The sequence below is a fragment of the Nostoc sp. genome (genome assembly GCF_036918015.1).
Lineage (GTDB): Bacteria > Cyanobacteriota > Cyanobacteriia > Cyanobacteriales > Nostocaceae > Nostoc.
The window spans coordinates 178,869-192,788 of sequence record NZ_JBALEO010000083.1; the positions used below are offsets into that span (position 1 = coordinate 178,869).

The 13,920-nt window shown below is 42.4% G+C and carries 14 protein-coding genes and 1 pseudogene; 7 read left to right on the forward strand and 8 right to left on the reverse strand.

The annotated features are described in order from the left end of the window. Positions 1-161: 161 nt before the first annotated feature. The 3 genes from V7K61_RS24800 to V7K61_RS24810 form a co-directional block, all read right to left on the reverse strand. Positions 162-1,652, reverse strand: coding sequence for a glutamine synthetase family protein (locus V7K61_RS24800; RefSeq protein WP_335057423.1), 1,491 nt, complete (start codon positions 1,650-1,652; stop codon positions 162-164). 9 nt (positions 1,653-1,661) lie between these two features. Then, positions 1,662-2,999 (reverse strand): aromatic ring-hydroxylating oxygenase subunit alpha, encoded by a 1,338-nt coding sequence (locus V7K61_RS24805; protein WP_335057425.1) that lies wholly within the window; start codon positions 2,997-2,999, stop codon positions 1,662-1,664. Positions 3,000-3,220: 221 nt separating this feature from the next. Then, complete coding sequence (locus V7K61_RS24810; RefSeq protein WP_335057427.1) at positions 3,221-3,817, reverse strand: aromatic-ring-hydroxylating dioxygenase subunit beta; 597 nt, start codon at positions 3,815-3,817, stop codon at positions 3,221-3,223. Between the two features lie 101 nt (positions 3,818-3,918). On the opposite strand from V7K61_RS24810, the gene V7K61_RS24815 reads away from it, so the two are divergent. Next, positions 3,919-4,491 carry a GNAT family N-acetyltransferase gene (locus V7K61_RS24815; RefSeq protein WP_335057429.1) on the forward strand — a complete coding sequence of 191 codons (573 nt, stop codon included), beginning with the start codon at positions 3,919-3,921 and terminating at the stop codon, positions 4,489-4,491. Between the two features lie 102 nt (positions 4,492-4,593). On the opposite strand, the gene zwf is transcribed toward V7K61_RS24815, so the two are convergent. Then, positions 4,594-5,973 (reverse strand): glucose-6-phosphate dehydrogenase, encoded by a 1,380-nt coding sequence (gene zwf, locus V7K61_RS24820; protein ID WP_335057431.1) that lies wholly within the window; start codon positions 5,971-5,973, stop codon positions 4,594-4,596. 77 nt (positions 5,974-6,050) lie between these two features. Here zwf and V7K61_RS24825 point away from each other — a divergent pair, with 77 nt between their 5' ends. Then, positions 6,051-6,191 carry a hypothetical protein gene (locus tag V7K61_RS24825; protein WP_335057433.1) on the forward strand — a complete coding sequence of 47 codons (141 nt, stop codon included), beginning with the start codon at positions 6,051-6,053 and terminating at the stop codon, positions 6,189-6,191. A gap of 367 nt (positions 6,192-6,558) precedes the next feature. Further along, complete coding sequence (locus V7K61_RS24830; RefSeq protein WP_335057435.1) at positions 6,559-8,775, forward strand: AAA family ATPase; 2,217 nt, start codon at positions 6,559-6,561, stop codon at positions 8,773-8,775. Positions 8,776-8,801: 26 nt separating this feature from the next. Here V7K61_RS24830 and V7K61_RS24835 read toward each other — a convergent pair. Next, positions 8,802-8,888: pseudogene (locus tag V7K61_RS24835) on the reverse strand (DUF938 domain-containing protein); the annotation flags it as partial. Positions 8,889-9,277: 389 nt separating this feature from the next. Here V7K61_RS24835 and cutA point away from each other — a divergent pair. From cutA to mtnB, 4 genes are all read left to right on the forward strand, one after another. Continuing rightward, a complete protein-coding gene (cutA, locus tag V7K61_RS24840; RefSeq protein ID WP_335057437.1) occupies positions 9,278-9,592 on the forward strand; it encodes a divalent-cation tolerance protein CutA in 315 nt (104 codons plus the stop codon). Positions 9,593-9,732: 140 nt separating this feature from the next. After that, a complete protein-coding gene (locus V7K61_RS24845) occupies positions 9,733-10,287 on the forward strand; it encodes a 1,2-dihydroxy-3-keto-5-methylthiopentene dioxygenase (protein WP_335057439.1) in 555 nt (184 codons plus the stop codon). A gap of 37 nt (positions 10,288-10,324) precedes the next feature. Beyond that, positions 10,325-10,954, forward strand: a complete 630-nt coding sequence (locus V7K61_RS24850; protein WP_335057441.1) for an HAD-IB family phosphatase — start codon at positions 10,325-10,327, stop codon at positions 10,952-10,954. Next, on the forward strand, positions 10,945-11,580 hold the full coding sequence (gene mtnB, locus V7K61_RS24855; RefSeq protein WP_335057442.1) for a methylthioribulose 1-phosphate dehydratase: 636 nt from the start codon (positions 10,945-10,947) through the stop codon (positions 11,578-11,580). Before V7K61_RS24850 ends, mtnB begins: the two co-directional genes overlap by 10 nt. A gap of 4 nt (positions 11,581-11,584) precedes the next feature. Here the strand turns inward: mtnB and V7K61_RS24860 are convergent, their stop codons facing one another. The 3 genes from V7K61_RS24860 to V7K61_RS24870 form a co-directional block, all read right to left on the reverse strand. Next, complete coding sequence (locus tag V7K61_RS24860) at positions 11,585-12,790, reverse strand: glutathione S-transferase family protein (RefSeq protein ID WP_335057444.1); 1,206 nt, start codon at positions 12,788-12,790, stop codon at positions 11,585-11,587. Positions 12,791-12,847: 57 nt separating this feature from the next. Continuing rightward, the gene (locus V7K61_RS24865; RefSeq protein WP_335057446.1) at positions 12,848-13,225 is read right to left on the reverse strand and encodes a hypothetical protein; all 378 of its coding nucleotides are present in this window, start codon (positions 13,223-13,225) and stop codon (positions 12,848-12,850) included. Between the two features lie 118 nt (positions 13,226-13,343). Continuing rightward, positions 13,344-13,748, reverse strand: coding sequence for a DUF4112 domain-containing protein (locus V7K61_RS24870; protein WP_194044034.1), 405 nt, complete (start codon positions 13,746-13,748; stop codon positions 13,344-13,346). Positions 13,749-13,920 lie beyond the last annotated feature (172 nt).

Genomic DNA, 13,920 nt, shown 5'->3' on the forward strand with positions numbered 1-13,920 from the left:
GCAAAGGTATTGACTTACCAAAACAAGTATTAATTCATCCTTTATAAATATTTACTTTTGTGCAATTATGCTTGTATAAAGTTAAAAATATAATAATTTTTCTTAAGCAAGTATGTACAGGGCGATCTTTAAAAGCGCGACATTTCCAAGAATTATTCACTTCAAAATAATTCAAAATATTCTCTTTGCTCCCAGTTAGTCACCTGTTTTAAATAGTCTTCTGGTAGCTGATCGGCGACGGACTGCAAAAAGCGATTGATTTCACTCTGTTTCATCTTTATGATGAAGTTGATGAACTGCTGCCCCATTTTTTGAGAAAAAAGTTCGCTTTGGCTCAAATATGAAATCGCCTCTGGCAAATTTTTGGGTAAGGTCGGACTTTCTGTGGCGTAAGGTGACTCTGTTGGGGAGCCAGGGTCAAGTTTACGATCTACACCATCTAATCCAGAAATCAATTGCGATGCCATATACAGATAAGGATTGGCTGCTGGTTCTCCAACTCGGTTTTCAATGTGGGTGGTGGGGTCATCATAACCGCCTTGTAATCTAATCATTGCCCCTCGGTTTTCCAATCCCCATCCGGCACGGTCAGGTGCTAGGGAATAAGGCCGAAATCTTTTGTAGCCGTTAATTGTCGGGGTTGTGAACACAGAAGCAGCATTGGCGTGTTTCAGAAGACCACCAACGAAATGTTTACCTAAATCTGACATTAGGGATTTGGAGTTTGCAGACATGAAAGCGTTCTCGCCTGTGGTTCGGTCTACAAGGGATTGGTGCAAATGCCAGCCATTGGAAGAAGAACCTTGCAATCCTGGACGACACATAAATGATGCGATGTAACCTTGTTGACGGCAGATTTGCTTGGTCGCCATTCGGAATATCATCATTGTATCCGCAGCTTGTAATGCCGGAATCGGGTCAAAGGTAAATTCAAATTGACCGGCACCTCCTTCGTTTTCTACACTCCTTAAAGGCAATCCCATTTCAACTAAGTTTTCTGCCAGAATACGCAGCAAGTCGTGAATCTCTGGATTGTGGGATTCTAAAAGGTATTGGAAGCTATGCTCTACAGCGCTAACTTTGGCAGGTTCACCGGGTTTTCCAGAAGTACCAACATTAGCGATCGCTAACATCGGATCTAACAACTTTGCCAGATACCACTCAACTTCTAAGCCGACAATATGCTCCAACCCTCTTTGATGTAACTCTACCAATGATTGACGCAAAATACCGCGACTGGAAAAGGGCATTGCCTGACCATTTTGAAAGTACTCGTCACAGAGAATAAAGCCAGTACGTTTTGCCCAAGGCAGAATTTTGAAGGTATCAGGGTCAGGAACAGCCACAAGATTTGGCGCACCTGTCATCAAAGGCATATCTAAACTACCGCCAGGCACAAACGGGTTAAATACTATTGCACCACCAGTATCAAACAGGAATGTCCCTGTGCTGATTTGCATACCGTTTTCTAAGGCACTGAAAAATGTCTGGGGTAAGAGCGATTTACTGCGAACAATCCCATGCTGGTCTGACCAAGCGGTACGAATCAACAATAAATCCCGTTCTTTGACAACAGCCTCGATCTTTTCAGATGCTTGTTTTTGGATTTCTGTCCACAGGTGATGACGCTCAATAAATCCAGGTCTTTTCATTTGGATTGCCTAATCATGTTCAACTGCTTGTGCGGTTAGTTTGAAATCAGCCTTCATGAGGCGTTTCCATTCTTGGTGATAACCGCGAATTGCTAACTCATCTGTTACAGGCCCGGTGATGACACCATCAACATCAACATGATGGCGATCGCTAATGCCAAACCCGCGATTCATTGCCACCCACTCGATTTCTGGAATACTTAACCCCCGCTGACATTCAGCAAAGTTGATCATATCGTCAGGAATGCCAAAACTGGGAAAATCTTCCTGAGTCCTCATCCGCAAAACATTCACTTCATCTGGTACTTCAGCGATGGTGGTAGCATATATTGTCAGTTGAGTGCGATCGACAGCTAGCGGTTCAATCACTTCGATTTGATTCCCAACAACTAGCAGATTGGGAAAAATAGTTAAATTCATCTGCGAACCAATGGACAAATCTAACCAATAATCTGCCCGATCTCCCCACTTTTCTCGGATCTTTGCTTCATAAGCTTCTCGTCCTGGCTGGGGTCGTTGTTGTTGCCAGAAAGCACCAGTTCGTTTTTCGTAACTGGGGCGCTGATCGATGAACATGTGCCCATGACCAAGGTACTGCACATACATCGGCCCTTCATCAGGATTGTGGGCAAAATATTGCATGTCTTTTTCGGTTTCTAAGCGATTGGCCACAGCCAGCAGAGAACGGTGTGAAAACGCGACATGATAACCATCAGCGGCATTATCGTAGGTAAACTTCCAGTTACCTTGATAAATCATTTTATGTGCGCTACTTTGTACGGTGATTTGAGCGTTGGGAAAACGGTCAATCCACTGATCCAATAAATCTTTGGCTCGTCCGAGATAGGTGATTAAATCTGGTGCTTCAGAATTCAAAGTCCCAAAGATAAAACCACGATAGCTTTCTACCCAAGGAATTTGTCCCAGGTTAAATTCTGGACGATGAAAGTCAGCAGCGTAACCCTTTGCCCAAGGAACTCCTGTGAGTTTGCCTGTGTTGCTATAAGTCCAGCCATGATAAGGACAGGTAAAAGTTTTCGCACAACCACGAGTTTCACGGCAAACTGTCGATCCTCTATGGGTACAGCGATTGAACAAAGCGCGAATTTTATCTTGGCGATCGCGCAGGATAATTATTGGACGATGCCCTAAATTAGATGTCTTAAAATCGTTGGGGTTGGGTATTTCGCTTTCATGAGCAAGGTAAACCCAGGTTCCGCCAAAAATCCGAATCATTTCCTCCTGGAAAATTCTCGCATCCGTATAAACACAACGGTGGACTCGTTCTGGCTGAATTAGATAATCCCAGTCATAGTCTTGTTTGAATTCGCTGTTTCCATGTAGCATGGTTAGCTTTTCTCAAAAGAAATTTGACAAATAGACCTGTATGATATTGCTAACTTTAAGCTAATACGTCTCTAAATTAGACATTTTTTTGTTACAGCAGTTTTCATGTATTTGAGTCGTCAGGGCACAAGGTCTTGCGCCCCTACCTGCCGGATTTCTCACAAGTTAGCGATCGCTTACGAGGGGCAAGTATGTCATCGCAATTCTTCCGATCGCTCTAATCAAAGTAAGAAACTCAAGTTTTCATGACCTCGATCCGCATCAATTAAATTCACCTGCTTGAGAGCTATTTTCCATTTGCCATACTGCTGGTGCAACCTGTGTAAGTACCAACCAGCAAAGGTTTGCGTCCGTCCTTGGCGAAATTCGTGAATGAGAAAGTTGGAACGAATTTTGACTTCTTCTTCCTTTGCACACGAAAATATTTCAATATTACTAATTATTCGGCTAGTACGCGATCGCGGTGTTTGAGCATAAGCAAAACCACACTGCAACCAAAAGACCTTATCTTCTAAGCGTCTGTGGTCATCGAAAGCGATGGATACTTCTTTTCTAGGGTCTCCACCACCTGGAATAGTAGGAATCCAATAAAGGCATTTGTTAGTAAATAACCCCAACCAATCATCAAATTTACCATCATCCAGTAACCGTGCTTCCAGAAACAGCAATGCTTTGCACTCTAACTCAATTGATTGATTAACTGCTTTTCCTTCATTTTCCCACTCTGGAAGTCTTTTAATTAATTCATGATAAAATTCCTGATCAACGTAATAGGAATCTCGTGAACTTTTGGGATTTTCTTTATTATATGAATTCATGTCAGTGTGTACGTTGTTGATAAAGCCAGAGATTGCATCATCGCCAGTGCCCGTATCGATGATGTCCCCTCAAGATTGTAGATATCGACCGGGTTGTATCCTTGGTTGGTTTCTATATCAGTGATTGTGTAGTTGCCAGCGCCAGTTTTATGGAGAATTTAGAAAAAGTAAGTTTAGAGTCTAAAAGACTGATTTTGCAAACGATTTCCTTGGAACATACAGAAGATGTATTTCGAGAATTTACAAGCGAAATTACCACCTTTATGTATCCGAAACCAGCCCAGAGTCTCAGTGAAACCGAAAAGATAATTAGAGAGATGATTCTACAACGAGAAAATCACGCTGACCTAGTGTTGGTAATTCTCAAGAAGGATGGTTTAGAGTTTTTAGGAATTTGCGAGGTTGGCGCTATTGATACTCAGACACCGGAGCTAGGAATTTGGCTCAAGAAATCCGCTCATGGTCATGGTTTTGGTAGAGAGGCAATTAATACACTCAAAGACTGGGTGGATAAAAATTTGAAATACAATTATCTTTCCTACCCTGTTGATAAAAGAAATATCCCCAGTCGGAAAATTGCGGAAAGTCTTGGGGGTAAAGTATTTCGGGAGTTTCAACAGATTAACAAGAGTGGCGATCTTCTGGATGAGGTTGAATACAGAATTTATAAATAAACGCCATCTCTTGCTCAATACGCAAAAAATACTTTTTAAATGATTAAAATTATCGCATCTCGCCAAATTCCTTGATGCTGCCTAGACTAAGAGTAATATATACTACTCTCTAGACAAGGGATTATACCACTGATCCTGTGGCAAGAGCAGTTGATCTGACTCAGGTGGCCCCCATGTATTTGGCTCATACTTATAAACAGGTGTGACGTTATCGAGAATTGACTGGACAATGCGCCATTCCTCTTCTACAGTATCTTCCCGTACAAACAAGGTGGGATCGCCCCGCATAGCATCAGCTAACAGACGTTCATAGGGTTCCATCTCGTCGCCACCTCCATAAAAGGCCAGGAGTTCAACCGCAGAGCCGATCATATCTTCTCCAGGGATTTTAGTGCGAGCGCCCAATCCCACAATTACCTCTGGATCTAGTAAAAAACGAACGTAATTAGCGTTTTCTTGTCTTCCCTCCTGGAACACATCTAAAGGTGGACACTTGAACTTGACCATCACCTCAGTACTTTTAACAGGCAATTTCTTCCCAGCCCGGATGTAGATGGGAACTCCTGACCACCGCCACGTATTAATAAATAACCGCACGGCAACAAAAGTTTCTACTTGGGAGTCAGGCGAAACACCTTCTTCGTTGCGGTAATCAGAAAATTGACCGCGAATAATCTCATTGGGTTGCACTGAAGGTATAGCTTTGAGAATACGTTCTTTTTCATCCCGAATGGAATCGGCAGCAGTACTGGCGGGAGCATCCATGCATACTGAAGCCAATACTTGCAGCATATGGTTTTCCACCACATCTCGAATTGCACCAGTCTCCTCATAGAAGCGCCCCCTTCCTTGAATGCCAAAGTCCTCAGCCATCACAATCTGGATGCTTTCAACATAGTTGCGATTCCAGATGGGTTCGAGAAAAGAGTTGGCAAACCGAAAATAGAGTAAATTCAGCAGTGGTTCTTTGCCCAAGTAATGGTCGATGCGATAGATAGCTGATTCGGGAAAAACTGATGCCAGAATTTGATTTAACTCGCGTGCTGATTTCAAATCCCGTCCAAATGGTTTTTCAATTACCACCCGCGCATTTTTAGCACATCCTGATTCGCCCAATCCTGAGACTACTTGTGCAAACAGGCTTGGTGGAATTGCCAGATAGTATAGAGGACGAGTGGCATCACCAAGGGCTTGACGTAATTTTTCGTAAGTTTCTGGTTTGTTGTAGTCACCAGCAACGTATTGGAGTAGTCCAGAAAGTTTCTCAAATGCGTCTCGATCTATACCACCATGATGTTCTAGGCTATCACGTGCCCTTTCTCTAAGTTGCTCCGTCGTCCAAGACCGTCCGGCAACCCCAATCACTGGGACATTAAGATTGCCCCGTCGTACCATTGCCTGAAGGCTGGGGAAGATTTTCTTGTAGGCCAAGTCACCTGTTGCCCCAAAAAATACCAGTGCGTCTGAATCAGGAGTTCCCATGACTAACCTCTTTAGGAATGAGCTTTTTTATGATGTCCGCTAAACTGATAGCGCATGGCTGATAAAAGTTTGTTGTCATGCACTTAACACCGATTCATCAATTGCTGCGATCGCACTCCAGCAACTTTCGCCAGAATTCTCTTGCTTGTATTGAAGTCCGACTGGTGGATAAATTACAGGGGTTTAAGACCCTGACTACGAAAGTTGTGACTTTTTAATTCTGGCTTATGGATTCTTTTTCAATTGGTATCAGAATTATACTCAGGGATTTCCGAAAAATAAATCATACCAATTTGGGATTTTAGATGAAAAATCCTTGCAACTCTCAGATATGCATAGAATGTATACTCAAAAACCTGAAGAATAACACCCCAGTGGATAGAAGAGACAGCAAATAGAGTATGCGAAATTACGATGAGGAATTTCTCAGAAAAGACAATTGATTTGATTTGGGCGATCAAAGAATTTCTTAGTGCCCACCAATGCTGCACTCCTTAGACGAAGAAATTCTAGAGCAAATGTTGTCAGAATTAATCAGATAGTAATTTATTTTTCTTAAAAATCAGAGTTGGCAGTAATTAAATAATGGATTTATTTGACCAGCATCTTGCAAAAATAACTGGAGAAGAAGCACCCCTAGCGGCTCGGATGCGTCCACGGACACTTGATGAATTTGTTGGTCAAGATCATATTATCGGACAAGGAAGGCTACTACGGCGTGCTATTAGCTTGGATCAACTGTCTTCATTAATCTTTTCTGGGCCACCAGGAACTGGCAAGACTACTTTAGCCCGTGTTATTGCCAACACCACCCGCGCTCACTTCATCGCTATCAATGCTGTACTTTCGGGAGTTAAAGAAATTCGAGCGGCAATTGAAATAGCCCAACAACAGCGTAAGTTTCATAATCAACGAACTATTCTTTTTGTCGATGAAGTCCATCGTTTTAATAAGTCTCAGCAAGATGCCCTATTGCCTTGGGTAGAGAATGGTACAATCATTCTCGTTGGTGCTACCACCGAAAATCCTTTTTTTGAGGTCAATAAAGCACTTGTCAGCCGTTCGCGAATTTTTCAACTTCAGCAATTAACTGATAAAGATTTATACAAAATTGTTGAGCAAACACTAGCTGATTCTGAACGCGGTTATGGCAAGTTAACAGTACAAATTAACGTAGATGCTTTAGCTCATCTAGTTAATGTTGCTAATGGTGATGCTCGTTCATTATTAAATGCTTTGCAACTGGCTGTAGAGACTACACCACCGGATGCTACAGGTGTTATTCATATTCCCCTAGCAGTGGCAGAAGAATCAATTCAGCAGCGTGCTGTTTTATACGACAAAGAAGGGGATGCCCATTTTGATACCATCAGTGCTTTTATAAAGAGCTTACGAGGTTCTGACCCAGATGCAGCACTCTACTGGTTGGCTAAAATGGTTTATGCAGGTGAAGACCCCCGATTTATCTTCCGTCGGATGTTAATTCTGGCCAGCGAAGATGTCGGATTAGCCGATCCACAAGCAGTTGTCGTCACGAATGCCTGTGCCGAAGCATTCGATCGCGTGGGAATGCCGGAAGGACGTTATCATTTGGCACAGGCAGTACTTTATTTAGCAACTGCACCAAAATCCAATAGCCTTATGGGCTTTTTTGATGCTTTAGCCGCAGTAGAAAATGAAAATGTTGCAGAAGTTCCCACTCATCTTAAAGATGCCAATCGAGATAAAAAAGGTTTTGGACATGGAGCAGGTTATCTCTATCCTCACGCTTATCGAGATCATTGGGTAGCGCAGCAATATTTACCCAAGAGCTTGCAAGGTCAATTATTTTATCAACCATCAACCCAAGGTTATGAACACCAAATCGCTACACAAGTGGCACGTCGTCGAGAAGCTCAACTTGCTGCAATAGTAGAAGGTATTGGTGTTGCACCAATGGAAATCATGACTTATGGAAGTGTTGACCGAGCAGATGAGCGCTGGTTGCAACGCACACTTTCTCAGGTAAGTACACAATTAGCATCTGTGCGCGATCGCATTTTCACTTTCGCTCTATTACAACGTCATCATTTAGTATTGGATTTAAATGCCGCTACTGGTTTACTTACTTGGGAAGCAATCCGACAAGTTCCTGAAGGTGGGGTTTATGCCTGTGTTCGCAATAGCTCTGATGCCAATGCTTTAGTAGAACTTGCTGCGGCACTTCCTGAAACAATGCGACCAATAGTTTTTACTGCATCTGTTGCACAGATACCTGCTATGCTGGCATCTCTTGCCCCAAATGTACAGTTTGACTCTATTATCGGGCGCAATGTATTAGCCTCCCAAGCGGATAAGGGACTTGCTGCTCAAATTTTAGGTCAATTGCTCCCGCACTCAGTCAAACTTATTTTAGCTGAGACAGTACCTCGTCATACCCAAAGATTTTACCGCTTACTGCCCAGCCAAAATCTCGATGCTCAATTGTATGAGCGATTAGTTTTAGCGGAAGAAGCTATTTATACAGATACCTCTGACCCCATGCTTAACTGGGATGCTGACGATTTGCGTCAGGCTTTTGCTTCAAATGGACACTACGTACAAGTGGTTCTTGAACAGTATTTGACACCAATGCACATCTCTGATAATTTTATCAAGCGTTTATTTACTGCTAATCCTAATCGACCAAGTTATGCAGATCGTCTAGCTGCAAATTTAACAACTGAGGAAATACAGACTATTAAAAATTTGTTTATTCGTTACTTACTCAACCAATCCGTTAATTGGTCAAGCAGTGTGGCATTTTTAAATATTAGCGGATGAACACCTTCTGGCTATCAAATCACAGTTGTTGGTAGCCACAAGCGAGGACTTAGCCTAGATGAAAAAAAGGCTGTATGTTCGCCAGTACCACTTGCTATTTCTAAAATACTGCCCCAAAAGTGAGTTAATTATTTTCTATGTTATCAGCAGTTTGACAAATTAATTGCCAAGCCTACTGTACGTGTATTTTATCTGTGCTTGCTTGTCCAATAGCAGAAATGTTGAATGCTGATACAAAACTTTATATTGTTAGTTACACTAAGTCTCGCCCTACTGATCCTGTTAGTAGCCCAAAATTTCAAAGCAATAGTTACGACTGCTGCCTCAATCGATACAATAGGTCAATATACTGGTATAACGAGATAAAATAAGTTTACTTTTGTAGAGAAGTGGGCATCTGTGGAAGCCCTAGATACTCATTTACCTCATTTGCAAGCAACAGTAGCCCATCAAGAGGGATTAGGGCGTGTTTTCTCACTCTAATTGTAAGTCGGAAACTTTTATGAAAATCTACTATGTAACTTTAAATAATACAGATGAAGCGCGTCAAATTGGTCGAGCATTACTAGAATGTAAGTTAGCAGTTTGTGTCAATTGGTTCCCGATTACTTGTGCTTATAGTTGGCAGGGAGAAATTACTGAAGAACCAGAAGTTGTTTTAATTATCAAAACTCAAGATGGTTATGCTTTAGAAATCGAAAAACTTATTCAAGAGCATATTACTTATACTAATTTTATCGCCGAGATTTCTCCGGTAGCAGTTAATCAGGGTTTTGTCAATTGGTTGAATGCAGAAGTTTCACCGCGCTCACAATAGAAATCACCTAATACCATTTTTCCCCCTGCTCCCGTTCGGCTACGCTCACGGCAAGCCTGCTCCTCTGCTTACACAGCGATAGAATATTTTTTAGTTGGAAGTCCCTTATCCTTCAAAAGCCTATTTTACTGGAGGTCAAAATGGCAGTTCTCAAACTAGAAAATGGAACTCTCCACACCGATTTAATTCACATTGCTCAGGAATTAGCCCCCCTGAATATTCAAATTAATCGTCAGACGGTAGGAGATAACCCCAGACTCCAACATTTGTTGGCACAGGATAGTCTCAACGAAGATGAAAAAGAACAAGTACTCAAAGCAATAGATAGTTACTTCGAGCAACTACAACGGACAGCAGGCTATAAATCTCGTGATTTGGTTGTCCTTCATCAAGGGATTCCTAACCTTGATGAGTCAATGGCAAAGTTTGACCAAATTCATACCCATGCAGATGATGAAGTCCGCTACGTCATTGATGGAGAAGCAATTTTTGGCTTTGTACGTTCTGATGGTAGTCAAGTAGAACTGACAGTACAACCAGAAGAATATATCAACATTCCAGGCGGAACCGAACATTGGTTTTATCTCACCCCAGCAAAGCGGGTGAAAGCAGTACGCTATTTCATCACCACAGAAGGTTGGATACCCCAATATACAGGCAGAGAAATTCGCACCCGCCAACCTCTAGTCAGGTAAATTCTAAATTATCAAACATTACAAATCACCAATTATTATGAAGCGGATTGTTTTTTGTGACTTTGATGGCACTATTACAGTTGATGAAACTTTTGTCGCGGTTCTGAAAAAGTTTGCACCAGTGCTTTCTGCAAAACTACTGCCTGAAATGTATGCAAAAAGGCTGACATTGCGAGAGGGAGTCAAGGAAATTCTACAATCAATTCCATCTGCAAGTTATCCAGAAATTCTGGAATTTACTAAACCTCAATTGATACGTCCTGGGTTTATAGAATTGTTGGATTTTCTGGAGTTTCAGGGAGTTTCATTAATAGTCATTTCTGGGGGATTACGGGGAATGGTAGAGGTTGTTTTGGATAAGATAGTGCATAGAATAGAGAGAATTTATGCTGTAGATGTCGATATTAGTAGTGCTTATTTAAAAGTAAATTCTGAATACGAAGGAGATACCGAACTGATCGCTAAGGTGCAAGTTATGGATCGGTACCCAGCCGATGAAAAGATCGCTATTGGTGACTCCATCACCGACTTAAATATGGGATTGCAAGCTTCTGTTGTCTTTGCACGCTCTCCCTTAGCAGAATATTTAGATGAACACCAAAAACCCTATATTCCCTGGAATGATTTTTTCCAAATCCGCGATTATTTAGCAAAATCATGGAGTTAAACCCAAAAATAGCAGATCCTCGTTTGCAACTAATTGCCACTGCTCGGTATTTTTATCAACAAGGTTGGATGGTAGGAACTGCCGGCAACCTCTCGGCTCGATTAGCTGATGGTAGTTTTTGGATTACAGCTAGTGGTAAATCTAAGGGTGAGTTATTACTCAAAGATTTTGTTCTGATTGCTCCAGATGGCAAAATAGAAGCATCAGCCACTCAGTTGATACCTTCAGCTGAAACAGCTATTCATCAACAAGTTTACCGTCTGTTTCCAGAATCACTTGCTTGTTATCATATACATTCTATTGAGAGCAATTTGGTTTCTCGTTTGGTTGAAGGTGATAGTTTACCTTTACCACCGCTAGAAATGCTCAAAGGTTTGGGAGTTTGGCAAGAAAATCCCTGTTGTGTAATGCCAATTTTTGCTAATCATTTCCAAGTTGCTCAAATTGCTGATGATATTGAACAACGCTTTGCCGTCACTCCACCGCAAATATCCGCATTACTAATTCGGGATCATGGTTTGACAGTTTGGGCTTGTTCTCTTGAAGCTGCTCGTAATTATATTGAGTTATTAGACTACATCTTTCGCTACATGGTTGCTACCATTCGGTTAGGCATAAATATCTGAAATCCTACTTGATGGCAAAATTAGACGGGTCTTGATCTCGTCGATGCTTAGTGGGAATGGGGGCTGGCTGCCCATCACCTGCAAGGGCTGCGGTTTTTTCCAGGGATTCTCTCAATCGCTTGGCTGCGTAGATAGACATATCTCGTGGTACATTAATGCGATCGCGCAAATATCGGAGAGCGACATCAGATCCCGATGGAGGTACACAGTCTTCCCCTGTCATCATGTGTGTTAAAGCACAACGTAGCGCTCGCTCAAACAATTTATCATCTGAGGGGTTGACTCGGATAATATTGATCCGGTGATCGATTGTTCGTTTAAGAGCTTCCATACGGGAGTTTTCCGGCTCTGGATAAGTAACATCTGGTAGCCCGAACCAGGGGCCGTTATCCACCCGCGCTTTATTGAGAAGCATCTGGGTTTCGCCGTTTTCCCAACAGCCTCCCATCTGAGGCGGCAAATCATGTGCGTGGGTGTGAAAGTCGCTCTGGGTACCGCAGTAGGTCGGTCGGCTTTCCATTGCGGCAAACCATGCGCTCAAACGAGGGTTTTCCTCCCGCAGTGAATAGCCCTTGTAGTAGTAAAGGCTCGCATTCATCCGTTCGAGATATGGCGTAAAAATGACATCGACGATGCCGAAGCCCGATAGAAAGTAAGGGCTTGGAGTGCTACCTAGAGCCGACTCGACCTTTTCCACCACTCCGATAAATTGTTCTCGGTTGCGTTGTTCTTGTTGAGAGGAACTAGTTTTTGAACACAGCCAAGCGCACCAAGCTCTAAATAAAAGTCGTTCTAATTGACGTAGAGGAAGCACCGTGTGGTCTTCCATCCCTTGGTTCAATGGAGCAAATACCTTTTCCAAAGCGATCAAAATGTCATCGCTTTCCTTAATAATCCGTCCATCTAACTCGATCGCGGGGAGCATTCCTGATGGTACCTTACGTTTGTACCAACTTTCTTTCTCCCCATAGCAGAACATTGTCACTTTTTCGATGCGGTAGGGGATCTGTTTTTCCTCTAGCCATAACCAAACTTTTTGACAGTAAGGACACCAAGCGTGGTTATCGCGGTACAGCGTTACCCGCACATCAGATTCCGGCTGACCAAACAAGCGCAACCTGGCTCTAGCATTGGTGAGACCATTAACGGTATCTATTTGATAGTCCGTGAGGGTTTCTAGTTCTTCCCAGCTTAAGGGTGCGGTAGTCATAGGGGGAGTTGCGTAGGGCAATACTTAGGACAATTCTATACTCTACAATATTTTCAATTACACCAAGGCTGAATTTAACCGATAGGTTCGCCCATCAATTCTTTTCACTTCTCTTTTAAGAAAAAGTTGAAGTGACGATACCACGCTCAAACCCGGATTTCTCACGGATAGTGTAGGCTTCAGGGGAAGAGGAGTGTGGGGAGTGTGAGGAGTGTGGGGGGTAAGACTTCTTCCCCATCCTCCCACACCTCCCACACCTCCCACACCTCCCACACCTCCCACACCCCTTGGATTTCTCACAAGTGAGAAATCCAGGTCAAAGGTTTTGGCAATTTGGCATAACTTATCTCTGAATTGCCGTTTAAATGAGATATCAACACGAACAGAACAGACGCAAATCGCCAGTTGTTGACCCAACGCTGTAGACGAACTCAACAGACCACCCACAGCATTCGGTCATCGCTTCTCTACAACTGGCTAGTAATGTACTAGAAAATACATAGTAAATGTGCGATGGCAATGCCTGCGGCCGTAAACTACGCTCTTTTACTACTTAAATTTGGCTGAATTTTTGAGGATAAAGTTCATCAGACACTTTTTTTAGTTCTGGTTCAACTACTGTCAAATGTTGTTCTAAAATTGCCAAATTCCGAATGTTGGACTTATAGAAAGCGTCAAACAAATCACCCACTAAAGGCACAGTACCAACGACTGTTTCCAAACCTACATTAAAAATCATTTTGGCTAAGTCTTGACGCGGGATGCCAAACCGAGTAGCTAAAAATATAATGTAAGCTGAAAACGCTGTACTGATTAAATCACCAGCACCTGGAACTAGACCAATGATTGGGTCTATGCCAATGCGAAAACCTGTCAGAGGGATACGTATTGATGTATCCATCAGACGGCTGAGTTTGCGGATGCGATTTAGAGTAGCAAGGCGTTTGGCAGCGTCCATAATTGACCATATTTACACTACTTTTAAATTGCCTCATTTTTAGTTTTTTGTCTTGTACCGTTAGAAATAACAAGTATGAATAAAAATCCTGAATACTGCCTAAAAAAGCATTATAACTAATTAGCCAGAAATGATATAAGACGTTTTCTCCATGAGTTTGCATACTCTCTAA